The 25,775-nt window shown below is 45.6% G+C and carries 20 protein-coding genes; 7 read left to right on the top strand and 13 right to left on the bottom strand.

All coding sequences use genetic code 11. The annotated features are described in order from the left end of the window. Positions 1–168: 168 nt before the first annotated feature. The 11 genes from C7460_RS20390 to C7460_RS20340 form a co-directional block, all read right to left on the bottom strand. Positions 169–732, bottom strand: a complete 564-nt coding sequence (locus C7460_RS20390) for a DUF502 domain-containing protein (protein ID WP_115869992.1) — start codon at positions 730–732, stop codon at positions 169–171. Between the two features lie 130 nt (positions 733–862). Beyond that, positions 863–1,474 carry an NADH:ubiquinone reductase (Na(+)-transporting) subunit E gene (gene nqrE / locus C7460_RS20385; protein ID WP_115869991.1) on the bottom strand — a complete coding sequence of 204 codons (612 nt, stop codon included), beginning with the start codon at positions 1,472–1,474 and terminating at the stop codon, positions 863–865. 19 nt (positions 1,475–1,493) lie between these two features. After that, a complete protein-coding gene (locus C7460_RS20380) occupies positions 1,494–2,165 on the bottom strand; it encodes an NADH:ubiquinone reductase (Na(+)-transporting) subunit D (protein WP_115869990.1) in 672 nt (223 codons plus the stop codon). Between the two features lie 7 nt (positions 2,166–2,172). Beyond that, on the bottom strand, positions 2,173–2,925 hold the full coding sequence (gene nqrC, locus C7460_RS20375) for an NADH:ubiquinone reductase (Na(+)-transporting) subunit C (protein ID WP_115869989.1): 753 nt from the start codon (positions 2,923–2,925) through the stop codon (positions 2,173–2,175). Then, a complete protein-coding gene (locus tag C7460_RS20370; RefSeq protein ID WP_115869988.1) occupies positions 2,912–4,102 on the bottom strand; it encodes an NADH:ubiquinone reductase (Na(+)-transporting) subunit B in 1,191 nt (396 codons plus the stop codon). The genes nqrC and C7460_RS20370 overlap by 14 nt, the downstream gene beginning before the upstream one ends. A gap of 8 nt (positions 4,103–4,110) precedes the next feature. Further along, positions 4,111–5,472 carry a Na(+)-translocating NADH-quinone reductase subunit A gene (locus C7460_RS20365; RefSeq protein ID WP_115869987.1) on the bottom strand — a complete coding sequence of 454 codons (1,362 nt, stop codon included), beginning with the start codon at positions 5,470–5,472 and terminating at the stop codon, positions 4,111–4,113. A gap of 111 nt (positions 5,473–5,583) precedes the next feature. Then, positions 5,584–6,480, bottom strand: a complete 897-nt coding sequence (locus C7460_RS20360) for a 4-hydroxy-3-methylbut-2-enyl diphosphate reductase (RefSeq protein WP_115869986.1) — start codon at positions 6,478–6,480, stop codon at positions 5,584–5,586. Further along, complete coding sequence (gene cmk / locus C7460_RS20355) at positions 6,470–7,135, bottom strand: (d)CMP kinase (RefSeq protein ID WP_115869985.1); 666 nt, start codon at positions 7,133–7,135, stop codon at positions 6,470–6,472. Before cmk ends, C7460_RS20360 begins: the two co-directional genes overlap by 11 nt. Positions 7,136–7,283: 148 nt before the next feature. After that, positions 7,284–8,156 (bottom strand): ACP S-malonyltransferase, encoded by an 873-nt coding sequence (gene fabD / locus C7460_RS20350; RefSeq protein WP_115869984.1) that lies wholly within the window; start codon positions 8,154–8,156, stop codon positions 7,284–7,286. 51 nt (positions 8,157–8,207) lie between these two features. Next, positions 8,208–8,612 (bottom strand): thiol-disulfide oxidoreductase DCC family protein, encoded by a 405-nt coding sequence (locus tag C7460_RS20345; RefSeq protein WP_115870021.1) that lies wholly within the window; start codon positions 8,610–8,612, stop codon positions 8,208–8,210. After that, a complete protein-coding gene (locus C7460_RS20340) occupies positions 8,609–11,473 on the bottom strand; it encodes a T9SS type B sorting domain-containing protein (protein ID WP_115869983.1) in 2,865 nt (954 codons plus the stop codon). Before C7460_RS20340 ends, C7460_RS20345 begins: the two co-directional genes overlap by 4 nt. Positions 11,474–11,896: 423 nt before the next feature. Between C7460_RS20340 and C7460_RS20335 the strand changes: the two genes are divergently transcribed. The 4 genes from C7460_RS20335 (at position 11,897) to C7460_RS20320 (ending at position 18,233) form a co-directional block, all read left to right on the top strand. Next, positions 11,897–12,550: a succinate dehydrogenase cytochrome b subunit gene (locus tag C7460_RS20335; RefSeq protein WP_115869982.1), complete on the top strand. Its 654-nt coding sequence runs from the start codon at positions 11,897–11,899 to the stop codon at positions 12,548–12,550. Positions 12,551–12,558: 8 nt separating this feature from the next. Beyond that, positions 12,559–14,568: a fumarate reductase/succinate dehydrogenase flavoprotein subunit gene (locus tag C7460_RS20330; RefSeq protein ID WP_115869981.1), complete on the top strand. Its 2,010-nt coding sequence runs from the start codon at positions 12,559–12,561 to the stop codon at positions 14,566–14,568. 33 nt (positions 14,569–14,601) lie between these two features. Beyond that, on the top strand, positions 14,602–15,345 hold the full coding sequence (locus C7460_RS20325) for a succinate dehydrogenase/fumarate reductase iron-sulfur subunit (protein WP_115869980.1): 744 nt from the start codon (positions 14,602–14,604) through the stop codon (positions 15,343–15,345). 170 nt (positions 15,346–15,515) lie between these two features. Beyond that, a complete protein-coding gene (locus C7460_RS20320; protein ID WP_147303035.1) occupies positions 15,516–18,233 on the top strand; it encodes a hypothetical protein in 2,718 nt (905 codons plus the stop codon). Here C7460_RS20320 and C7460_RS20315 read toward each other — a convergent pair. Next, on the bottom strand, positions 18,230–19,636 hold the full coding sequence (locus tag C7460_RS20315) for an MATE family efflux transporter (protein ID WP_115869978.1): 1,407 nt from the start codon (positions 19,634–19,636) through the stop codon (positions 18,230–18,232). The genes C7460_RS20320 and C7460_RS20315 overlap by 4 nt on opposite strands. 378 nt (positions 19,637–20,014) lie before the next feature. Between C7460_RS20315 and C7460_RS20310 the strand changes: the two genes are divergently transcribed. Then, positions 20,015–21,010 (top strand): hypothetical protein, encoded by a 996-nt coding sequence (locus C7460_RS20310; protein ID WP_115869977.1) that lies wholly within the window; start codon positions 20,015–20,017, stop codon positions 21,008–21,010. Here the strand turns inward: C7460_RS20310 and C7460_RS20305 are convergent. Beyond that, positions 21,007–23,052, bottom strand: coding sequence for a M3 family metallopeptidase (locus C7460_RS20305; protein ID WP_115869976.1), 2,046 nt, complete (start codon positions 23,050–23,052; stop codon positions 21,007–21,009). The genes C7460_RS20310 and C7460_RS20305 overlap by 4 nt on opposite strands. 75 nt (positions 23,053–23,127) lie before the next feature. Between C7460_RS20305 and C7460_RS20300 the strand changes: the two genes are divergently transcribed. Then, complete coding sequence (locus C7460_RS20300; RefSeq protein WP_115869975.1) at positions 23,128–24,729, top strand: mechanosensitive ion channel family protein; 1,602 nt, start codon at positions 23,128–23,130, stop codon at positions 24,727–24,729. Between the two features lie 13 nt (positions 24,730–24,742). Next, on the top strand, positions 24,743–25,765 hold the full coding sequence (locus C7460_RS20295; protein WP_115869974.1) for a zinc-binding dehydrogenase: 1,023 nt from the start codon (positions 24,743–24,745) through the stop codon (positions 25,763–25,765). Positions 25,766–25,775: the final 10 nt, after the last annotated feature.

Here is a 25,775-nt window from a genome sequence, read left to right as displayed (position 1 = left end):
TAACATATCAGGCTTACCGCCTGGGGAACCTAGGCCTGAAGCTGAAGGATGGAGATATGTTATGAAAAGTGTTCAACTCTTTGATTATTCGTTACTGCAAAACTAAAAACTATTTTTTCCCCAACACAAAGTAGAAAGGAATAATTTAAAATTAATTCACCAAATTATTTACTGCTTGACTTTAATCCTACCTGAAATACCTCCAGAAACTACATATTTCATTATGTCTGTATTGTTTCCGCTGAGCGTAATTAGTTTGGATTTATCTACGATAAACACATTACCGGAGAAGTTGTACGAGTGAGGTAGGTAAACAGTTACCATTCCGGGCAGTCCTATTTCGGCCAGGTCCTTTTGGGTAATAAAACCAGGCTTGTAAATCACCCCATTTTCATCAAACGGCACTAATACAGGGGTATCAAATTTTTTCTTGTCTCCTACGAAGGCTGTTACCAGGTCGTTGATGCTTGTGTATATAAAATTCACCAGTGGGATCTTCTTTAGCAGGTCACTAAAGAGATCAAAGAAAGGCTTGGCAAAAATCGTATTGGCCAGGTAACCAACTAGTGCGGTCACAAAAAACACGGTAAGTATCCCTAGCCCTGGAATCTGAATAGGCAGCAAACTATCCGTCCACTGTACCATCTCGATGATAATGTAGATGGTTAGCCCTACAGGTACTACCAGCAATAAGCCACGAAGAAAATATGAAAACAAGGATTGGAAATTCATAGCAATAGTCTTTCCAACAAAACTAACTGATCTCTGTCAGGTTTTGTGTGCTTTTCTAGAGGGGTGTAGAGATACAAAAAAAGCTTCGCCGTTTCCGACGAAGCTTTTTTATTCACATATCTATTGAGATTTAAAGCGCAATACCGATAAAAGATTTGAAGGCCAAGCCCATCAAACCAGTGATCAGCATGGTAATCCCCAGACCTTTCAGTCCGTCAGGTACGCTTGAGTATTTCAGTTTTTCGCGAATAGCCGCCAAAGCAATGATGGCTAAAAACCAACCAAATCCAGAGCCAAAACCATAAGCTGTAGCCTGTGCGATGGTGTAGTCTCGCTGAACCATGAAAAGAGACGCTCCCAGAATAGCGCAGTTTACAGCGATCAATGGCAAGAAAATACCTAGAGAGCCATAAAGTGCGGGAGAGAATTTTTCGATAATCATCTCTACCAACTGTACCATAGAGGCAATAACAGCAATAAACATGATAAACTGAAGGAAAGTAAGGTCTATGGTGGCAAAATCAGCTCCTAACCATGCCAATGCTCCTTCTTTCAAAACGTACTCCTGCAATAACCAGTTTACGGGTACAGTAATCGTCAGTACGAAGATTACGGCCATCCCCAAACCGAATGCTGTAGACACTTTCTTAGAAACCGCAAGGAATGAACACATGCCCAGGAAGTAGGCAAAGATCATGTTGTCGATGAAAGTGGCTTTTAATGCTATATTAAAAATATCCATGTCGTTTCTTCTTAAATCGTTAGTGTTCTACGTAACCTGTTTTGGAGCGCTGTACCCAGATAAGGATTCCAAGCACCATAAACGCACCAATAGAATCCACCATCAAACCATTTGTAGGAAAGTTTTCCCATCCCAGAGCTGCAAACACCTTGAAATCGAATATGGATCCAGATCCAAACAACTCACGGAAAAAAGCGACTACCAAAATGATCCATGCATAGCCAAATCCACTACCCAGACCATCGAGGATCGAATCGTAAGGTTTGTTGCCCATGGCAAACGCCTCGAGTCTACCCATCACGATACAGTTGGTTATGATTAGTCCTACGAACGCTCCCAGTACTTTGTACATATCAAAGTAGTATGCCTTCAGAATCTCACTCACAAGCGTTACAAGAGTTGCAATCACCGCCAATTGCACGATGATTCGAACACGTCCCGGAATGAGGTTTCTTAAGAGCGAGATGATGAGGTTAGCAAATACAATTACAGCTATTACCGCAATTGACATCACCAACGTAGGCTCCATTTTGATCGTGATAGCAAGTGCCGAACAGATACCCAAAACCTGAACGGTGATCGGGTTATCCTCATTCAGAGGGTCCGACATGATTTTTCTACGTCTTTTCGACAGAAGTGGCTCCGCCGGAGCTTTCTGTACTTCTGTTGCTTCTGCTGCTTCAGTACTCATTATATCTTTATTTGAGTGCGAGTTTGTTATCAGATTTTACTTTGTTGATGTAAGCAAGGTAAGCACCAAGATAGTTTTCAAACATCTCGTTTACACCTTTGCCTGTAAGGGTAGCTCCTGACATACCGTCTACCTGATGCTCCGTGAGGCCAGGATTGCCCTCTCCTTTCACCATTGAGACAGACACCAACTCATTTTGATCATTGAAAATTTCTTTCCCTACATAGCGACCCTGAATCACATCTGTAGTAATTCTAGCTCCCAAACCAGGAGTTTCCTGCTTGTGGTCAAAAGCAACACCACGAATGGTATTTAGGTCTTTGTCCAGTGCCAGGTAACCAGAAATCCAATCCCAAAGACCAGCTCCGAACATTGGGAAGATGTAAGCATCCACTTTTCCACCTTCGCCCTTGAATTTGTATACGGGATAAACCCTCTCCTCTGGGTCAAAACGATAGTTCTTCTGAATATTCACTTTTTCAGCCACGATCGGATTGCCTTTCTCATCTGTCTCTACCAGGTTTCCTTCAATGTCTACCACGATAGACTCTACTTTTTCATCATAGAGCGCAAGTAGCGCATTGGGATCTTCATAGGAAGAGATGTCCATCACCGCACCTAGAATTTTCTTCTTGGTGTCCAGTTCGATCTGCTTTTGCTGAGCTGGCTTTAGTCCTACTGAAGCCAGTGACAGTAAACCACCCAACACTACGGTCAGGGCGATTGAAAATAGGATGATATAAGTATTAGACCGTTGCACGTTTCAATCTTCGTTTTTTGTTAGCATCTACTACATAGTAATCAATCAATGGAGCGAATACGTTCATAAACAGTACCGCTAGCATGATTCCTTCAGGATAAGCAGGGTTTACTACACGTATCAGTACAGTAAGTACACCAATCAGAAATCCGTAGATCCACTTGCCTACCTCTGTTTGTGCTGCTGAAACTGGATCTGTAGCCATGTATACAGCTCCGAATGCCAGACCTCCAGCTACCAGGTGGTAGTGTGCAGGGAAATCCATGTAAGAATTGCCTCCCACAGCATTGAAAAGAAGTCCCATTGCATAAGCACCTCCGAATACACTGAAAATGATTTTCCAGCTACCAACACCCGTACCAATCAGGATGGCTGCACCTATCAAACACATGAGTGTAGACGTCTCTCCTATAGAACCAGGGATGATTCCGATAAACATGTTCCAAAAGCTGAACATCTCTGCTGACCAGTGTCCGGCCAAATCGGCCATCATATTAGTGCCATTGGATGCTGCAGTAGCACCGTAAGCCAACACAGTGGCTCCACTGTAACCATCTACGGGCATTTTATCACCAAAATAAGTCCAAACTTCTCCAGAAATATCTGATGGATAAGCAAAGTATAAGAATGCACGTGCAGTTAAAGCTACGTTGAGAATATTCATCCCCGTACCACCAAAGGCTTCTTTGCCGATTACTACCGCAAAAATAGTGGCTAAGGCTACCTGCCAAAGCGGAATGGTAGGAGGAACAATCAATGCGATCAGCATACCTGTAACCAGGTAACCTTCACTGATAGGGTGATTTCGAATGACACAGAAGATAAATTCTGTAAGGAGCCCTACTGCATACGAAACAATTAGAATCGGCACCACTGCGTAAGCACCTATCCACAGTTTGTCTAGCAATGTTGCTTCTTCTCCAATAGAAATAAAATGCTGGTGGCCTACGTTCCACACGCCAAAAAGCAAGGCAGGGATCATCGCAATCACCACGGTAATCATGATACGCTTCAAATCAACCGCATCTTTGATTTGCGCTCCTTTGTTTCCTGTAATCAGATCGGGCGCGAATACGATTGTGCGGTGTCCTTCGTATAGGGTGTAGAATTTCTCCCACTTACCACCCTTCTCGAAATTAGGCTTTAGGTTATCAAATAATTTTTGTAATGCCTTCATGGTATGCTTTAGCTATTTTTAATCAAGTCTAATCCTTCTCTCAAAATCTTCTGCAACTCGTGCTTCGATGGATCGATAAATTCACAAAGTGCTACGTCTTCTTCTACTAGTTCGAAGATTCCAAGCCCTTCCATATCATCGTAATCCTCAGCCAAAATCGCTTTAAACAAATAGGTAGGCAAAATGTCCATTGGCAAAACTTTCTCGAATGCCCCAGACACTACAAACGAACGCTCTTCACCGTGCGTATTGGTATCTACTTTAAACTCTTTCTTACCATTTAGGAAAGACAGTAAACCTATGGCTTTGTGAAAGCTCAACTTGCTCGTGGTTGGTTTCAACCAGCCCAAAAACTCTTCCTCATCACCTTCAGGAATTACGGTTACTTGATTGTGATAAAACCCGAGATACCCAGCTTTCCCTACATTTTCTCCTGTCAGTACGTTTCCAGAAATAAATCGAAGGTTACCCGTTGGCACATTATCGAACAACTTTTCGAGCTGCGCTCCAGCATAAGTCTTCACATAAGCCGGCTCACTCACTTCACTACCCGTGATCGCCACTAATTTGGAGGCATCATATTTTCCTTCTAGGAATAGTTGGCCTATCTGAGCAACTCCGTAAGGTGCTACTGTCCAAACTACATCTCCTTTGTTTATAGGATCTATATGATGGATTTGAACCCCTACGTTTCCAGCTGGGTGAGGTCCTGAAATCTTGTTAAGCTCTACTCCCTGAGCCTGAGCAAATACCTGAGCTACTTCAGCATTAGCATCTATGTTGAGATGTACTTTACCAGAAGTAAACTTCTTCAACACATCGATACCAGCCTGAAAAAATTGCTCTTTGTCTCCGAGTTGATAGGCTACATCCGGTGCTAGCGGATGTGTATCAAAAGCCGAAATAAAAATAGCCTTAGGTGTCACCTCAGGATCTGCTACCACGCCAAATGGTCTTTGTATGACGTTAGGCCATACGCCACCTTTTTGCATATGATCAGCAGCTTCTTCTTTTGAGAGCCCTGCTAGATCTGAGCTTGAGTAAGACTTATACGCTTCATATGCTACTTCTTTGTCTGCGAGTAGCTTTATCTCGAGCAGCTTGCGCTTCTCTCCCCTCTTGATTTCTACTACCTCGCCACTTACAGGTGCACAGTAGCGGATGTTTTCCGTCATCTTGTCATACAAGATAGGAGTACCAGCTTTTACGGTGTCCCCTTCTTTGACCAAAAGTTTAGGTCGGGACATGTCTGCGAAATCTGTAGGCTTTAGCGCGTAGGTTTCAGAGTGGAAAGTTCCTGAGATTTTCTTCTCCGGTTTCCCGGCAAGGTTGATATCAAAACCTTTCTTTAACTTTATCGTTTTCGACATTTTGTATAGTTGCGATCTACTTGAAAATCGAAGCAAAAATACAAAAAAAATGTTCAAATGAAATGTTTGCTGAGATCATTCAAAAAGAGATCTTCAAGCACCTGAAAGTGATCAGATTTCAGCTAGATTTTCCTCCTGAGCCATCAAAAAATTGGCAACGTTTTCCATCAGCCACCTGGGTGTAGAAGTTGCACCACAAATTCCCACTGAATCTTCAGGCTTAAACCAGTCCAGGTTGATCTCGTCTTCGTTTTCCACAAAGTAGCTACGAGGATTATTACTCAGGCACACATTATATAATGCCCGGCCATTGGAGCTTTTTTTACCAGCTACAAACAAGATAACATCATGTGTACTGGAAAACTGGATCATTTTAGGCTCGCGGTTCGACACCTGACGGCAGATGCTGTCGTTTGCCTGGAAATCTTCTACCGAAAGTGACCCCTTATTGGCTTTGATACGCTCTTCGATAAGCTCCTTCATCTTGTAAAAGCCCTTGGTACTTTTGGTGGTCTGGCTATATAGCGTCACAGGCCGCGAAAAGTCAATTTGCTCCAAATCTTCCTCGGTAGTGATTATAATGGCTTCATCATTGGTCTGGCCCGTAAGACCGATAACCTCCGCATGACCTGGTTTTCCATAAATCACTATTTGACCGTCTACGGATTGTGCCTTATCATAGGCGTGCTTGATGCGGTTTTGTAGCTTGAGCACTACAGGACAAGAAGCATCAATCAGCTCAATATTATTTTTCAAGGCTGTTTCATAAGTTTCTGGCGGCTCTCCATGTGCACGGATGAGCACCTTACAGTCTCGAAGCTGCTCTAGCTGCTCTCTATCAATGGTACGCAGCCCTTTCTGATAAAGCCTATCTACCTCCATGGCATTATGAACGATATCTCCCAGACAATACAATTCCTGTCCATCGCTCATTTCGTCCTCAGCCATTTGGATGGCAAACTCCACACCAAAACAATACCCTGAATGCTGATCTATATCAACTTGCATAGATTTTTTTCTTCGCTAATTCTACAATTTTACCCACCTGTTCATCAAAGGACAAATCTGAGGTATCAATTTCCACAGCACCTAATGCTTTTGTAAGGGGTGACTCCTCTCTGGTGGAATCTATCTGATCTCTTTGCTTTAAATTCTCCTCGATTACGTTTAGTTCCTCCCGGATGCCTTTTTGCTCAAGCTCTCTTTGCCTGCGCAACGCTCTCACACGGGAATTGGCCGTCATAAATACTTTGAGCTCTGCATCCGGAAAAACGACTGTACCAATGTCTCGTCCATCCATGACAATGCCCCGGTCTTGCCCGATGGCTTGCTGCTGCTCCACCAGTGCCTCACGCACAGATTTTACCGCACTCACCTGACTCACCTGATCGTTTACTGCCATCGTTCGGAGCTCATCACGCACCACTTTCTCATTCAGGATAAGGTCCTGCCCTTCAAAGGAAATGTCTAATGCGGCTAATGCTTTGGCTACCTCCTGCGGTTTTTCCAAATCGACCCCTTGCTGTAAAAAATAAAGTGTGGCCGCACGGTACATGGCGCCACTATCTATGTAGGTGTACCCCAGGTTACGAGCCACTGCTTTGGCGGTAGAGCTTTTTCCGGTACCTGAATACCCGTCTATAGCTATGATGATTTTTTGCATCAGCAATCTTTAATAGGACAAGGGATGGGTTTACCTTTTTTGATTTGCCGCTTTTTGTCGATAGAACTCGATGGCCCTTTGCGACAAGCGCTAAACGTCACAGCCAGCGACAGCAAAACGAGCAAACCTATCCCTCTCCACTTATGCATTATAGGCTGGTTGTTTCTACACCACCATCTATTTTTTTCACGAGCCCCTGAAGCACCTTACCAGGACCACACTCTACAAATGTGCGTGCCCCATCCATGATCATGGATTGTACACTCTGCGTCCATCTTACTGGTGCGGTAAGCTGAGACACCAGATTGGTTTTGATGTCAGAAATCACTGTATGTCCTTTTGCATCCACATTCTGATACACCGGACATTTAGGCTCATTGAAATTTGTTTCCTGAATGGCCGCAGCTAATTCTTCTCTTGCAGGCTCCATTAGTGGCGAGTGAAATGCCCCACCTACTGGCAACACCAATGCTCTTTTGGCACCAGCTGCTTTGAGCTTTTCGCAGGCTACTTCTACACCTTTTACACTGCCTGAAATTACAAGCTGACCAGGGCAGTTGTAATTGGCCGCTACTACTACTTCATCTATTTCACGGCATATTTCTTCTACTGTCTCATCGGGCAGGGCCAGCACTGCAGCCATAGTAGACTCTTGCAGTTCACAAGCTTTTTGCATCGCCATAGCTCGCTTAAACACGAGTGACAATCCATCTTCGAAGCTTAGCGTGCCATTAGCTACAAGCGCAGAAAACTCCCCCAAGGAGTGACCAGCGACCATGTCAGGTTTAAAATCATCTGACACCAAAGCAGTAACCACGCTATGTAAAAAGATAGCTGGCTGGGTCACTTTGGTTTGTTTTAGCTCTTCGGCAGATCCTTCAAACATGATTTTTGAAAGGTCAAAGCCTAGGATATCATTTGCCTGCTCGAAATAGTTCTTAGCTGTTGCGTTGTTATCGTATAGATCTTTTCCCATACCTGGAAACTGGGCTCCCTGTCCGGGGAAAACAAATGCCTTCATACGGTTTGGTTTGTGTTGAATGGTTGAATTTTGGAGTGCAAATCTACGAAATCAGGGAGAATCCAGAAACCTTTCTTTTTCTGACTCATCTGGGAGTCTACAGGTATCTCGTTTACCAAACCAACGGTATCGCTTTTTTGCTATGTAGCGGTAAACAGCGTCACGCAAGGCTCTTGGTATAAGCTTAAAAACATATAGTAAAGGCCATAGCCCTGAGAGGTTACGGGCAATTTCGAGGGCCGCATCGCTACGATTATACACCCTATCTTCTTTTACCAGCACTACACTTTCCAACTCGGTAGGCTGAGGTGATCCTGCCTCTTTGAGCAACTGCTCTGCTTCAGGAGATTGGAGTGAGGCAAATTGAAAGCGCTTTTGCTTGTCTCGGCGAATCACAAAATCCACCGAGCTATTGCAAAGATTGCAAACTCCATCGAAGAGTATTACCGCACTCATTTGAGGATTTTCACCCATCCGTTCAGTATCCATTGCGAATCTTTGGGATCAAGAACATCCACTTCTACCTCTGCAGAATAGAAATAAGTCCCCGCTGGCAGCTTTTCGCCAAACTTGTTGGTCCCGTCCCAATTGATGTAAATTCCATTCGGGTTTTCAAAGGAGTCGTATACATACAATTCCTTACCACTACGATCGAAAACCTTGAACTTTACAGCGCGAATAAACCTGGGGCAGTTGGAGTTGTCGAATGGAGAAATATTTAATCCATCATTATTGAGTGGGGCGAACACATCATTCTTACCGTCACCATTAGGGGTAAATGCATTCGGGAATTTGTAAACCGGACAGTTGTCATTACAAACCGAAGCAGTACGCGAACTTTCATTTCCTGATCGGTCTACTGAAGCTATCTGATAGCAACCTTTGAGACTTGTAAGGTCTTCATGGTTAAACGAAGTTGTAACGGGCTCACCCACCAGTACATAGTCTTCTTCCAATCCAGTTTCGGAGTAATACACCCGGTAGAAAACAATATCGTCATCACAATCGGGAGCCATATCTTCATCCCAACTCAGTTTTTGCGTAAAGATATTAGACTCACAAGGTCTGCTGGCTACCAATGCCTCACAGTCCAGGTCGTTACTAAACACTACTTCAGGTGGTGCACACGGCGGAATCGTATCATTTGGCTGGCCACAGCTGATCTGAGATCTATTCTCTAGTGGTTCGGGCAATAGTCTTGAACCATAGGTACCTTGTGTTTTAACGAAATAACAATATTCAATCTCTTCATCAAGTTCTACTCCATTAAACGCACCATTATCCAGGTATACATATCCTTTCTGAGTAACATCTACAGAATCGATCAATACCAATTCATCCATGTCACCCTCCAACACCTGGTCTCTATAGATATAATGGTATGGGTACCGCTGAGCAGTGTTGGACCAGGGTACTTCGGCAGACCACTTGAGTTCTATGGATCTCAATAATGGTGACAGATCCAGCCGTACATTACTCGCCGTAGCAGACGAATCGGCCAATACCCCATTTGCATCCCGGTAACTCACATAGTAATTATAGCTCTGAGCGAATGTATTGAGTCCCGTATCTGTAAAGTCGGTATCGCTAATGCCTTCGGCAACTTTCACGTAAGACGCTGAATTTTGAGCGCCCTCTCCCCTATAAACATCATAAGTATAAGCAGGCGGATGGATGGATTGATCGGCCTGATATGGTGGCGTCCATTGCACCAAAATCGTACCATTCACCTCCCCAGTAACTTCTACATCCACATTGGTGATCACAGGGGCATCGATAAGAATGCTATCGCACACCTCTGTAGACACGTAACTTTCTCCCCCACCCGGACTCGGAAATACTGCCACAAGTCGATAACAATACTTGGCTCCGGGAGCCAATCCTCTTCCTTTGTTATTATCCAGGTATTCAGTAATCACCTCGTTATTTCCTCCAGATGCCTGCTGAACCATGTCTATCTCTTCAATTAGTCGATAACCAGCGTTTGGCGGCATGCCCACTACACAGTCATCAACTTCTATATCAAAGTCTCCTACTCGCCTCCATATTTGCATACGCGTAGCATTGGGACATGCGTATTCATTCCAGTTGAGCTGGATACCCCTACCGGGTTGCACCGTGGAGCTCAGACCATCTGGCGCAGGCCCTACTACTGTTATTTCAAATGTTTCAAAGTTCACCAACCGAGGACCTATTTCCGGATTATCCGTCACTTTGAATTGCACTTCATAAGGTCGGGCGCGCACATGCCCGCAAGTAGTTTCCCACTCAAACAACAGAGAGCCGGGTGTCTCCTGAAACTCCGCCGGGTCTGGCGAGTAATAGGCCGGAGAACTTTCAAACTCAAACGGCCCACCGAAACCTTCTAACATCACGGGGTGTCCATCAGGGTCGGAGCCCAAAATAGTAGCCTCTACTTTTTCACCAGCCTCTACACAGACATCTTCGGGCACTTCCAGTTCTGGCCGTTCATTGTCTGTTTCTTCTACAATGATTTGCATATCACGCGTAACATATCCCAGGCGGATCCATTCTCCTGTGATCGGCACAAACCGCCATTCTTCCACTACGAAGGCTACGTTGTATTCCGCAAAGTCGTCTTGATTGAGTACGTCTCCAGGCGAGTCCCATATCAGATCGCCAGATACCGGATCTATGGTAAGAGTGGGTTGCCCATTCTGTGCCTGGTTTCCCGTACTATAGCTGGTATAAAACGCCGGATCATTCATGTCGCGGTAGTTGTTCACCACCATGTTATTGCCCTGCTTTGGTATTGTAAAGCGGTAAGAAAGGCTGTCTCCATCCGAATCAAAAGCACCTGGATTGTGAATAAACTGTGCTCCAACAGCAGCAAAGTCTATGGGTGGCACGGTAAGTTCGGGGGTGTTGTTGAGGCCAAAAAATGGATCAATCACAATCATGGACTCCACATAGAAGGTGGTGTTTACTGAATTGTCCATATTGATGATTCCTTCATTACGAAACTCTTCTTCGTAACTCACTATATACGTGTTTGGGGCCTGATAGGTATGCACCAGCTTGAAGGTTACCTTTTCCAGGTCATTACCAACAGGGGTTTTCTCAATCTGGAAGTCTCGTTCTACAGAAGTGCCATCACCAAATCGAAAAATTCCACCTCCAAACTCTATGATGGAGCCTGAGTCTCTATAGCCGGTGAAGGTAAATTCAAAAGTACGGGTGACATTGTTGATCCTGCGCGCGGTGATTTCCCCTGCCCTGATGTGGGTAGCATGTACCACGGTGATACTGAGCAACGCAGCTACAACATAGCTAACAACGATATATCGGACTCGCATATATTTTTAAACTTACTAAAATCGGTTTACAACTCTCCAACGATTAACGCCTTTCTACCTACACTGGTTATTTTAAATCATCACATAATAAAACGTGTAGCTATCAAGAGTATTTCCATTACTAATTGAATCAATCCATAAAGCATAACAAGGTTACCAGCTTAATCACTTATTTCCAATAGCCCGGCTAGCTTCTAGCTAATGTTTGAGATGACTCACCATCCACACAAATAAAACGCACAAAAGTTCAAACATCTAAGAAAAACACCCTGTTTGAGCTGTAAAATTACCTAAGGGACTAAAGCGAAAAGAATCATTCCAAAAGACCTTATTTAGACCCATTCAAAATAAAGGATCGAATTGTGTGATACAAGTTCGGGAACTACCTTTGGACCCGCACAAAAAAATGAAATTAGCAAAAATATGAGTTGGTTTTCTACAACAATTGCCAGAAAGTTTGCCATGGCACTTTCGGCGCTCTTTCTCATCTTCTTCTTGCTTCAACACCTCACGATAAACATGCTATCCGTGTTTAGCGAAGAAGCATTCAATGAAGCTTCGCATTTCATGGGCACCAACCCAATCGTACAGTTCTTACTCCAACCAGTGCTAATCTTTGCAGTGGTTTTTCACTTTGTGATGGGGTTTGTACTTGAGGCGAAAAACCGGGCAGCACGTCCGATCAAGTATGCAAAGAAAGATGGAAGCAATGCCTCCTGGATGTCACAAAACATGCTGATCAGTGGCCTGGTAATCCTGGCATTTCTGGCACTACACTTTATCGACTTCTGGATTCCGGAAATGAGCTACAAGTATGTACAGTTTCTACCCGAAGATGCAGATAGATATTATGGTGAACTTGTTCACAAGTTTGAGAATCCTCTAAGAGTAGGTGCTTACGTCATCGCATTCGTTCTGTTGGCGCTTCACCTACTACACGGCTTTCAGTCGGCCTTCCAATCTGTTGGATTCAACAACAAATTCACCCCAGCAATTAAGAAGTTTTGTACGGCCTATGCGGTGATCGTGCCTGCTGGCTTTATCTTAATCGCTATTTACCATTTCATCAATCATTAATTTAAGTCATGAAGATAGGTTCTAATTTTCCAGCACAAACTCCTGATGGCCCATTAGCCGAAAAATGGACCAACCATAAGAACAGTATCAATCTGGTAAACCCTGCTAACAAACGACTTATTGATGTGATTGTAGTCGGGACAGGTCTTGCCGGTGGATCCGCAGCAGCTACTCTGGCTGAGCTGGGATACAACGTAAAAGCTTTTTGTTTTCAGGATTCTCCAAGAAGAGCGCACTCTATTGCCGCTCAGGGAGGTATCAATGCTGCCAAAAACTACCAGGGTGATGGTGACTCTACTTACCGACTGTTTTACGACACGGTAAAGGGTGGAGACTACCGCTCCAGAGAGGCAAACGTTTATCGCCTGGCAGAAGTATCGGCCAATATCATTGATCAGTGTGTGGCACAGGGCGTTCCCTTTGCCAGAGATTATGGTGGACTGCTAGACAACCGTTCATTTGGTGGAGTACTCGTATCGCGTACCTTCTACGCCAAGGGCCAAACGGGTCAGCAGCTATTGCTCGGCGCATATTCTGCGATGAATCGCCAAATCGGTCGTGGTAAAATCAAAATGTACAATCGCCATGAAATGATGGATCTGGTACTGGTAGATGGCAAAGCCCGAGGTATCATTGCCAGAAACCTGGTGACCGGCGAAATAGAACGTCACTCGGCTCATGCTGTAGTGATCGCTTCTGGTGGATATGGCAACGTATTCTTCCTATCTACCAACGCTATGGGTAGCAACGTGTCAGCATCCTGGAAAATCCATAAAAAAGGTGCCTGGTTTGCCAACCCTTGCTATACGCAGATCCACCCTACCTGTATTCCGGTATCAGGCGACCATCAGTCGAAGCTTACGCTAATGTCTGAGTCGCTCAGGAATGACGGGCGTATCTGGGTGCCGAAAAAGAAAGAGGACGTAGAAGCCATCCGTGCCGGCAAACTCCGCCCTACAGAAATAGCTGAAGAAGATAGAGATTACTATCTGGAGCGTAGGTATCCAGCTTTTGGAAACCTCGTACCACGTGATGTAGCCTCCCGCGCCGCAAAAGAGAGATGTGATGCAGGCTATGGCGTAAACGCCACAGGTGAAGCGGTATATCTGGATTTTGCCTCTGCCATAGAGCGATATGGCAAAGAGCAAGCACACGTGAGAGGCCTGGACGAAAACGATAAGCAACTCGTAAACAAGCTGGGTAAAGAGGTAGTAAAATCTAAATATGGAAACCTCTTCCAGATGTACGAAAAGATTGTAGACGAAAACCCATATGAAACCCCGATGATGATCTACCCTGCGGTACACTATACCATGGGTGGTGTGTGGGTAGACTATGACCTGATGTCTACCATTCCTGGGTGTTTCGTGACTGGTGAGGCAAACTTCTCCGATCACGGAGCTAACCGCCTGGGAGCATCTGCACTGATGCAGGGACTCGCAGATGGCTATTTCGTATTGCCATACACCATAGGCAATTACCTGTCTAACGACATCCGAACTGGCAAGATCCCTACGGATACTCCAGAGTTTGATGAAGCTGAAAAAGCTGTGAGAGATCAGATAGACAGGCTAATGAATAACAAAGGCTCTAAGCCAGTAGACTACTTCCACAAGCGACTTGGCAAGGTAATGTGGGACAAAGTAGGCATGGCCCGAAATGAAAAAGGCCTAAAAGAAGCAATCGAAGAGATCAAAGAAATTCGTGAGGATTTCTGGAAAAACGTCTCGATCCCCGGATCAGCTGATGAGTTTAACGAAGAGTTGGCCAAAGCTGGTAGAGTTGCTGATTTTCTGGAATTGGGAGAGCTATTTGCCAAAGATGCGCTACACCGCGAAGAATCGTGCGGTGGACACTTCCGTGAAGAATACCAAACAGAGGAAGGTGAAGCACTTCGTAGACCTGAGTTTCAATATGTAGCCGCCTGGGAATACAAAGGTGAGCCTGCTGAAGCGGAGCTTCACAAAGAAGAACTCAACTACGAAAACATTGAAGTAAAAGAAAGAAGTTATAAGTAAGAGCCGGAAGGTTCGTCAATAAATTACCCTAATATGGATCTAAAACTAAAAATTTGGCGTCAGCAAAATGCTAATGATAAAGGGAAGTTGGTGGATTACGACATCAAAAACGTATCTCCTGACATGTCATTCCTTGAAATGCTGGATGTACTAAATAATGAATTGATCGAAAAAGGCGAAACTCCCGTGTCTTTTGACCATGACTGCCGCGAAGGTATCTGCGGAAGCTGCTCGTTGCAAATCAATGGTAAGCCTCACGGGCCTGATGGAGCCATCACCACCTGCCAACTTCACATGCGCAGGTTCAAAGATGGAGACACCATCCACATTGAGCCATTTCGAGCCAAAGCTTTCCCTGTGATCAAAGACCTGATCGTAGATCGCAGCTCGTTTGATCGTATACAGCACGCTGGTGGATACATCTCTGTAAATACCTCAGGTAATACACAAGATGCCAACGCCATCCCTGTAAACAAAGACGATGCGGACAAGGCGTTTGATGCTGCTACCTGTATTGGGTGTGGGGCATGTGTAGCGGCATGTAAAAATGCATCAGCCATGTTGTTTGTTTCTGCCAAGGTGTCTCAGTATGCCCTCCTACCTCAAGGACGTGTGGAAGCCACCCGACGCGCACAAAACATGGTAGCTCAAATGGATGATGAAGGGTTTGGAGCATGTACCAACACTGGAGCCTGCTCAGCAGAATGCCCTAAGGAAATAAGTCTGACAAACATTGCGAGACTAAACAGAGAATACCTCTCTAGCAGTCTCAAATAAGTACGATGATCAACCATCACTCAAAGCCGATCCTTTCCGATCGGCTTTTTTTGTTTTAAAAGACTGCCCAAGCCTTAAAAATCATACTCCAACAACAATGAAAGGCTTTATTCAGTCGTTTTTCAATTCGGCTTGCTTATTGTTATCTTGCGCTTAAAATCAGCGACCTGTTGAAAAAATTCCTAATCGTTTTAGCCTTCCTATTGCTCGCAGGTGCGGGTTATTTCACCTATGACAAATGGATGAAAGACGCAGATCTTTCGCTGTGGTCTTTTATGCCGGCCAATACCGCCCTGGTCTACGAATCTTCAGCACCTTTACAAGCCTTTGCTGAAATACAGGAAACTGATATCTGGAAAAATCTGGAGTTCATTTCTGATTTCAAACGCCTCCAAACGCAGCTAGATCTGTTAGACTCATTGGCAGGCAAAGGAAATTTTACCTCCTTTTTCAATCAAAATCAGGCACTGATTGGTCTCAACGTCACCTCTAGTCAAAGCTTCGACTTCCTGTACGTAGTAGAAATCCAAAACCTGTCCCAGCAAACCTATATCAGCAAAGCCCAGGCCTATTTTGGAGATAAAGGATACAAACGCAAAACCCGGGAGTACGAAGGATTTACCATCACAGAGCTCATCGGCCCTTTAGGAGGCGAGGTATTCACTTATATCTTTTATAAAAATTACTTCATTGGCAGTTTTTCAGCATTTTTGGTAGAAGATGCGATCCGAACAGTAGCGGGAGATCCCTCTCAAAATTTTTATGCACGCACTGCCGAACTACATCCTTTAACCAAACTCGAAAAAGATCAGGGGAACCTCTATCTAAACCTCGAAAGAATCGAAAGCATCGTCGGTATGTTTTTGAAGCAGCCACTTAAGCTCAACCCCGGTAAGTCTGCATTTTTGGACTTAAAAGTCTCTAACGACTATCTCAACCTCAATGGGTTTAGCTTCACGTCAAGCTCCACTCACTTCCTCAAAAACTTTAGCAATAGTGCTGGGGCTCGTTTTGATATGGCTGAAATCATTCCCAACGAAACCTCCTGGCTTCAGCACTTTGGGAGCAGAAATACCGAACAGCTAGGACAGTCACTAAATGCTTACCTCTCAGCCAATGAACCTGATGCTATGAAGCTAAAGCAACAAATCAAATCAGCAAATGATTTTGATGTCGACTACACTTACCAGCTAGTAGATGAAGAAATCTGCCTGGTGCATTTAGAATCTGGCGCTACGGGCGCCACGCACAAATTGCTCCTCCTGGAAATCAGCGATATGGGAGAAGCGCTGAGCTTTTTCAACTCAGCTGGTGAACGTGATATGCTAAAAACCGGCGATACGCTGTATAGTGAACCCTACGGAGCCTATGAGATTCGGAAGCTCCCTTTTAGCGACTACCCAAAAGCATTGCTGGGTACTATGGGTGAAGGCTTTGAGCATTGCTATTACCTTCAGTATCGCAACTACCTCGTATTTTGCAACAACCTGCAGCAGCTCAAAAACTTTACCATCAGCATAGCCAATGAAGCTACCTGGACCAAGTCCATCCGAATCAATCGCTTTTTGGAACAAACCAACCGCGAAGCTAACTACAGCCTCATGGTAAATATCCCCAGGGCCTGGTCTGCCCTTACGGCTCAAATGAAACCTTCCTGGAAAGCTTTTTTCGAAGAACATCAACTATCCTTCAAAAACCTGGAATTTGCCGCGGTGCAGTTTAGTGCTGTTGACAATAAGTTTTACACCAACACCACCATCTACCAACCCGAACTACCCAAGCGCACCATACCTGAGCGCATCACCACCAAAGAGTCGATCGTACTGCCAGACTACATCATCACCAAACCCTGGCTGGTCACCAACCATGACACCAGGCAGCGTGAAACCTTGCTGCAAGACACGTCCGGCACTGTTTACCTGATCGATGCGGAATTCAATGTACTCTGGGACAAAAAAATAAATGGCTCTATCACCTCCGACATTCGGCAAATAGATTATTACAACAACGGGAAGCTGCAATACCTCTTTACCACTCAAAACCAAGTACACATTATCGACAGGACAGGAACCTATATTCCGGAATTCCCAAGGGGCTTACCCAAAAATCAAGGACTATCGGACTTGCAGCTCATTGATTATGACAAGAGCAAAAAATACCGATTTGGCATAGCCAATAAGGATGGTAAAATCTACCTGACAGACAAAAACGTAAAACCTCTCAAAGGATGGGACCCACTCGATATTGGTGGCAATGCGTTGGTTTCGGCTCCAATTCACAGACGTATTGGGCGAAAAGACATCCTAATCACGGCTACTCGTAGTGGGCAGGTCACACTCCTCAACAGACGTGGTGATGACTACAAAGGCTTTCCGGTAAAACTTGAAAGCACGCTAACCAAACCATTCTTTATCAAAACGGGTAATAGCTTTGAAGAGTCGAGCCTGGTGCTGCTTACCACCAATGGTGAACTCGTGGAAATATCCTTTACTGGCCAGCTCCTGCGAAGAGAACAGCTCTACAAGCCCGTAGCACGTACAATGTTCCGAATCGTGCCGGATGTAACGGGCGACACTTACCTGATTCTGAGACGTACCGAGAGCAGCTACGAGATGCTAGACACGGAGGGCAATGTGCTCTTTAAGAAAGACTATTTCACAGACCGGCCACTGTACACGCAGTACTATCAATTAGGTGCTGGCAAGGAGTTTATCGTCTTTACCGACCCGGGAGGCACGTATCTGTACCTATATGATCGCAATGGAAACCTGCTAACTGGAAGACCACTCACTTCCAGCCAGCCTATCTCCATCATGCAATACGAAAACGAGCTGCATATCTACAAAGTGGTAGATCGCAATTTGGAGCTCGTCACCGTGGCTTTTTAAACGGCCACCGTCTTCCACTTGCCTCTGCGAAACAAGAATATGCTTACCACCGCCTGTAGCGAATGGCTAAAGGCAATGGTAAAAAACACTCCATTGGCTTGCCAGTCGAGCGTTACAGCCAGCCAATAAGCCAGTGGGATTTGGATGATCCAAAACACAAAGAAGTTGATAATCAAAGGTGTTTTGGTATCTCCAGCACCATTGAAAGCCTGACTGATCACCATTCCATACGCGAAGAAGACATAGCCGACGCAAATGATTTTGAGTGCTGAAGCTCCAATATCCTGGACCAGATCTCCCTGACTAAACAAACCAATGATAGGGTCTGCCGCAATAAAGAAAATCACCGAAACCACACCCAAAAAGAGCATATTGTAAAATGCTGTACGCCATACAGACGTCTCCGCACGATCGGGCGCCTTAGCACCCAGGTTTTGACCTACCAGTGTAGCGGCTGCATTGGACATGCCCCACGATGGTAAAATGGTAAACACGATCACCCTGAAAGCAATGGTATAGCCAGCCAAAGCCTCACTACCAAAATAGGACATCACCCGTACCAGAAATATCCAGCTGGCCGACTCAATCAAAAATTGCCCCATACCACCCATAGAGATTTTCAAAAGCTCCACCAGTGTCTTAAGACGAATCACCACATTGGACCACCCAATGCGAATAATACCACGGCCCTTTATAAGGAAGTAAAACTGGTACAGCACGCCTATCGAACGCCCGGTAGTAGTGGCGATAGCCGCCCCTTCGATGCCCATTGCTGGTATAGGACCATACCCAAAAATCAACAACGGGTCCAAAATCAGGTTGAGACCATTGGCCAGCCAAAGCGAGCGCATGGCAATGGAGGCATCACCCGCTCCGCGAAAAATCGCGTTGTTGAGGAATAACAGAAAGATGCTAAGATTACCGGCAAACATGATTTGCGTAAACCCCTTTCCCTCTGCAATGAGGTCTGGCTCCCCGCCCATTAGCCGTAGGATATCTTCTGCAAATACAAACCCTACTACTCCGAGCAGAGCCCCTACGATGACCGCCAAAAAGATGCTTTGAAAACCAGCATCACCTGCGCGGTGGTATTTCTTCTCACCCACACGCCGGGCGATGATGGCCGTAGTAGCCATGCTCAGCCCCACTGCCACAGAGTAGATGATCATTAGTATAGACTCGGTGAGCCCTACCGTAGCCACGGCATTTACACTGACTTTAGAAACAAAATACACGTCTGCCACAGCAAACAATGACTCCATGATCATTTCCCCAATCATGGGAATGGATAGAAGAAAAATAGCCCGGTTGATGCTACCGGTAGTAAACTCCTTCTCAGAACCCTTCAGCGCGACCACAAATAGATTGGCCAGGCGCTGTATATAGCGAATAAGGCTTTTCATACAATAAAAAATTTTACTAAGTAGATTGAAACTAGATACAATAAGGTGGACTGCCGTGGATGGTTAGCAGTTCACAAATACGGAAGGAGTAGTTGTCAGCTTCATAATAGTACAAATAAACCCATTTTAGGAGATAAAAAGCAAATCGCTCCGTTAGAAATTCTCCATCCAATTCTCTTTTCTCTAAGGTTAACATTTTCTAAACCTTAGCTTGAACCTACTCATACCTTTACTATCAATCAGGTGAAATCTTTCATTTTTCGAGCAAAAAGGGGCTTTTCATTCTGAAAAATAGCGCTGAGACTCGCCAGTTTATTAACTTTAAATTCATATTTTCACTTCGAATACTTATTTTGCTAATCATCACGGCCTTACTCTATGAATAAAGACTATAGTGTTTTGTTAGAAAATCTGCTTGGTAGAAGATATGACGAAGCACTACGAGAATCTATCGTATCGGATGCCTTCCATGAATCTGAATATTCGGAGGTATTGAAATATGCACTGGAAGCCATGGAGGAGATTGACCCTTCCTACGCTTACAAGACCTATCATATCGCCAAGCGGATTCAAGAACGATTAGAAAAATCCTTTGATGCCACAGGTGTGGGCGTAGATTTTCGCTATCAAGGTCCTATTCAGACCGAAACCCACATTGTACTTTATGGAGGCGTAGAGCTCATCATACTGGCCCGCACGCTAGACAAAAAGCCATGGATAAAAGTAGAAAACATCGCCACCCATGTGATGCAGACGCTGAGTGGCGCAGGTGTATTCACCAAGGTAGATTACAGCACCAAAGAACGCATCATCCTGCAGTCGTCCAAGCCTAGCTGTGAAGTAAAAATCCTTCCTGCGATCTGGCTGGACAATCCGGATTTCATCAGTACCAAGCGTGAAATAGATCGGGGTATATGCGAATATAACCTTGATAAAAAGACCCGAAGAAAATACCTTCCTTTTCTCAACATAGCACGGGTAAATGCTAAGGACCAGCGATGCAACGGTGGTTTGAAAAAGATGATTCGCCTGCTCAGCACCCTTCAGCGTGATGCGAATGATCCTATCAACCTTTCGAATTACGAAATTAGCTCTGTGCTGTATGCCATTCCTGACAAACAGCTCAAATTCAACCCGGAATATTCGCTAAGTCTACTGGGTGTGGTAGGTGCGCAGCTCAATCGTGTGTTGGCTGATCGTTCTTATAGGGAAACCCTAATCTCTCCTAGTGAAAAAGAACGGGTATTTGGAACCCGGCCTCATGCTCCTCTGGAATTAGAAAAGCTCAAGGCCGAGTTTGATGCACTTGTTTCAGACCTCAACGAAGAGCTCAAACAAGAAAAAAAGACTGTCTACAGCGACATCACCTATTAGTCTTTCAGCCCGGCTCGCCGGAGAAGTGCGTCTGGCTTGGGCTCTTGCCCTCTAAACGCTTTGTACAAATCCATCGGATGCTGTGTACCTCCCTGGCTCAAAACAGTAGCTTTGAAACGCTGGGCTGTTTCTTTGTCAAATACGCCCTTTTCCTGAAAAACCGAAAAAGCGTCTGCATCCAGTACCTCAGCCCATTTGTAGCTATAGTACCCTGAGGCATAGCCTCCACCGAAGATGTGTCCAAACTGGACGCTCATATTGGTGCCAGGCACAGCCGGAAAGAGGTCTGTGGGAGCAAATGCTTCCTGCTCTACCTTACTCACATCATCTATAGTACCTGCCCGCTCGGGAGTAATGTGGTGCCAGTTGAGGTCTAGCAGCCCAAAGCTCAGCTGACGCACTGTGGCATATGCTTCATGATAAATAGCACTTTTCTTCAATCGCTCCACGTATTCGGCAGGAATCAACTCTCCTGTTTCATAGTGTTTTGCAAACAAATCGAGGCATTCTTTCTCATAGCACCAGTTTTCGAGGATCTGCGAAGGGAGCTCTACAAAATCCCAATACACATGCGTACCCGACAGGCTCGCATAATGGGTGTCAGCCAACATACCGTGAAGGGCATGTCCAAATTCATGAAAAAGCGTTTTCACTTCGTCAAATTTTAGAAGTGAAGGAGTATCTGCCGAAGAAGGTGTGAAATTACAAACGATGCTTACATGAGGAATTACCTTTACTCCTCCGAACCTGCGCTGGTCCCGGTAGGAAGTCATCCAGGCACCTCCACGTTTCCCATCTCTAGGGAAAAAGTCTGCGAAGAATATGGCTGTGGTCTGACCATCCGCATCCAATACTTCGTAGGCCTGTACATCTTCATGGTAGACCGGAATCTCATCATTCTTTCGAAAGCTGATATCAAACAGTTTTTCTGCAGTCTGAAAAACTCCGTCGATACAGTTTTCCAACTTAAAGTAGGGCTTGGTGAGCTCATCATCCAGGTCATACTTCTTCTTTCTAAGCTTTTCTGAGTAGTAGGCCCAGTCCCAGCGCTGCAAGTCATGGTCTGCACCTAATTCTTGCATAAATGCTTTGATCTCCTCTACTTCCTCCTTGGCCTTAGGCATAGCTCGCTCAAGTAGATCTTGTAAAAAATCCTGCACTTTATCTGGAGTTTCGGCCATCCGCTCTTCCAAAACATACTCGGCGTAGGTGCTGTACCCTAACAACGCTGCTTTTTCGGCTCTCAGCGCAGCAAGCTTTTTCACAATCTCCTGGTTGTCCCGGTCATTGCCTTTAAAAGCCTTACGCATGTATGCTTTAAACAGCTCCTCTCTCAGCTCGCGCTTGTCGGCGTATTCCATAAACGGTATATAGCTGGGCGCTTGCAACGTAAATGCCCATTTCCCTTCATGGCCCTTTTGCTTTGCGGTCTCCGCAGCTCGACTCACCACATCTTTTGGCAGGCCTGCCAGGTCTTTTTCTTCATCGATTACCAGCAGGTAATCATTGGTCTCAGCCAGCAGGTTTTCACCAAACTGCAGCGACAATTTAGAGAGCTCAATAGCAACTTCCTTGTATCGCTCTTTTCGTTTGCCATCCAGATCCGCACCACTTCTCACAAAGCCCTTGTAGGTCTTTTCCAGTAGCATTTTTTGTTCGTCAGTGAGGTCAAACTCCTCTTTTCGGCTGTAGACATCTTTGATCCGCTGCCAGAGTTTTTCATTTTGCTTGATCTCATTGTCAAATTCTGAAAGCAGCGGTGAGGCATCACGCGCCACAGCCTGTAGTTCATCGTTGGTCTCCGCAGAGTTGAGGTTAAACAACACACTGGTGACACGCTCCAGCAGGTCTCCACCTGCCTCCATAGCTTCTATAGTGTTTTTAAAAGTAGGTGCTTCGTCACTGTCGGCAATTGCCTGTATTTCCGCTCGAGCTTTGGAGATACCCTCCTTCAGCGCTGGCATGTAATGTTCGTTTTTTATGCGATCAAAAGGAGGCACCTCGAAAGGCGTATTGTAGGGTTCCAAAAACGGATTATTCATAACTATTTTACTCTTTTTTAGGGTTCCAAAGTTAAAGGGAATAACGCTTACCTTTGCCGGATAAACACGATAAGTATGAGTAAGCAACTGCTTTGGATTTGTCTTTGTTTTAGTACGCTGGTAGCCCATAGTCAGGACTCGGTATACACCGACCTGAAATCTCCCTATGCTGCCCTCTATACCCATCTGTACTACCTCTCCCCAGAACACTACAGTGAGGAGCTGGCAGCCCTGCCTTTTCAGCGTGAGGGCGTAGACCCGGCTACCGCAAAAGAGCGTGCCGTACAGCTGAAACAAATATGGGATGGAGAAGGCATTTTCATCCAAATGGAAGAGGTACCCCGAGACATCAACTACAGAGATACAGTTAGAAACCGGGCGCACTATGTAATGGACTCCAGCCATCCGAAAATCTATCTGGAAAAGGTAGGCGATCAATGGAAATACAGCATTTCTTCCATAGACCTGATAGAAGAACTCCACGAACAAACCTTTCCTTTCGGCACCGACAAGCTGCTGGACCTGCTCCCTAAAATGGGGACACGCAAAATCATGGGGCTCTACATGTATCAGTACCTGGGTGTGCTGATTCTTGCGCTTTTGAGCGTGCTGGTGCACAAGGTGCTGAGCTACTTTTTTGAGCAATTGCTCACACGCCTTTTGCTTCGGGCCGGATATGAAAAACTGGCGGACCACTTCATGCTGCCTGTAGCCAGACCTATCAGCATCTTTGCGGTGATCTTACTCCTACGGGTATTTTTACCGGTGCTACAGCTACCACCTTCTACAGCACATTGGGTGATGCTAGCGCTCAAAGCCCTGCTTCCGCTGTTTGGCACCATTGTCTTTTACCGCCTGGTAGATATCCTGGCCATGTACCTGGAAAACCTGGCCAAAAACACCGAAAGCACACTGGATGACCAACTTGTACCGCTGCTGCGCAAAACGCTAAAAACCTTCGTAGTAGGGATAGGTACCCTTTTCATCCTTGAAAATCTGGACATCCCCATCATCCCGCTACTCACCGGACTATCCATAGGAGGTCTGGCCTTTGCACTGGCTGCACAGGATACCATCAAAAACTTTTTTGGGTCGCTGATGATCTTCATCGACCGGCCATTTCAGATCGGCGACTGGATCACTAGTGGTGAAATCGATGGATCTGTGGAGGAAGTAGGCTTTCGCTCGTCACGCGTGCGGACCTTTCGCAACTCGCTCATGTACGTTCCGAATGGTCGGCTGGCAGATAGTACCATCGACAATCACGGCATGCGCCAGTACCGGCGGTTTTTCACACAAATAGCCGTGACCTATGACACTCCCCCGGAGCTCATTGAAACATTTGTAAAAGGCCTCCGCCAAATTGTGGAAACCCACCCCGATACACGCAAAGACTATTACAACGTCTTTTTCAATGAGATGGCCTCCTCTTCACTAAACATCATGTTTTATATATTCTTTGAAGTGCCCGACTGGACCGCCGAGCTCAAAGCCCGACATGAAGTACTGATGGAGATCTTAAAGCTAGGCAAAGAACTGGGTGTCAACTTCGCTTTCCCTACGCAGACGCTGCACATGGAAAACTTCCCCGGGCAGGAGTCGCTCTCACCAAAATACATGAGTGAGACAGACATGAACAACAAACTTACCGCCTACTTCCAAACCAATAAATCATAAATTTCAGACCCATATGAAGACCTACACACTCATCAAAAACGGCAAAGCATCCGAAGCCTTCGAACTACAAGAAAAGCCCACACCCTCACCTGCTGCAGGAGAGGTACTCATCGAATCTGAAGGTTTTGGGCTCAATTTTGCTGACGTGATGGCCCGGCTGGGGATGTATCGGGACTGCCCGCCACTGCCCGCTGTGATCGGCTATGAAAATGTCGGGCACGTAAAGGCTTTGGGAGAAGGAGTTACCGGATTGGAAATCGGTGATCGCGTGCTGGCTTTTACACGGTTTGGAGGGTATGCAGATCATGTGATCTCACCGGCTATAGCCGTGGCTAAAATCTCGGAAAGCCTAAGCATAGGTGAAGCCACCGCACTCGCTACACAGTACATTACCGCCTACTATGCCGCAGAAGAATGCGCTTCGCTTCATGCGGGCGACCATGCACTCATCCACGCTGCAGCTGGCGGAGTAGGCACAGCGCTAGTGCAGCTACTCAAACGCAAAGGGTGTGTGCTCTTTGGCACCGCAGGGTCAGAAGAAAAGCTCCAGTACTTGCGCGACCTTGGGGTGGATCACCCGATCAATTACCGCGAAGAAGACTATCAGCAAAAAATAGAAAACCTCGGTTTTGGGCGAAAGCTAGACGCTACGTTTAACCCCATTGGTGGAGACTATGTGAAGAAAGACTATGCCCTCCTCAATGCTGGAGGACGTGTGATAATTTATGGCGCTTCGAAAATGACAGACGCTAAAGGCAACATCGTAAAGATGCTGAAGCTGCTTTTCGGTTTTGGCTGGTGGAGCCCCATCAAATTTGTATCGTCCAGCACCTCCATGCTGGGTATCAACATGCTCCGTATAGCCGATCATAAACCAGAAACCTTTCAGCGTTGCCTCAAAGCTGTGATCGACATGGCCGAGAAAGGAGAGATAAAGCCTACTGTGGGTAAAGAATTTGCCCATGAAGAGCTGGCAGAGGCTCACGAATTTCTTGCTGGACGCCAATCCATCGGCAAGGTGGCAGTGAAATGGTAAGCTGATACAG

The organism is Marinoscillum furvescens DSM 4134, assembly GCF_003386095.1.
Lineage (GTDB): Bacteria > Bacteroidota > Bacteroidia > Cytophagales > Cyclobacteriaceae > Marinoscillum > Marinoscillum furvescens.
The sequence above is the reverse complement of the archived record's forward strand: the minus strand, read 5'-3'. Positions and strand labels throughout refer to the sequence as shown.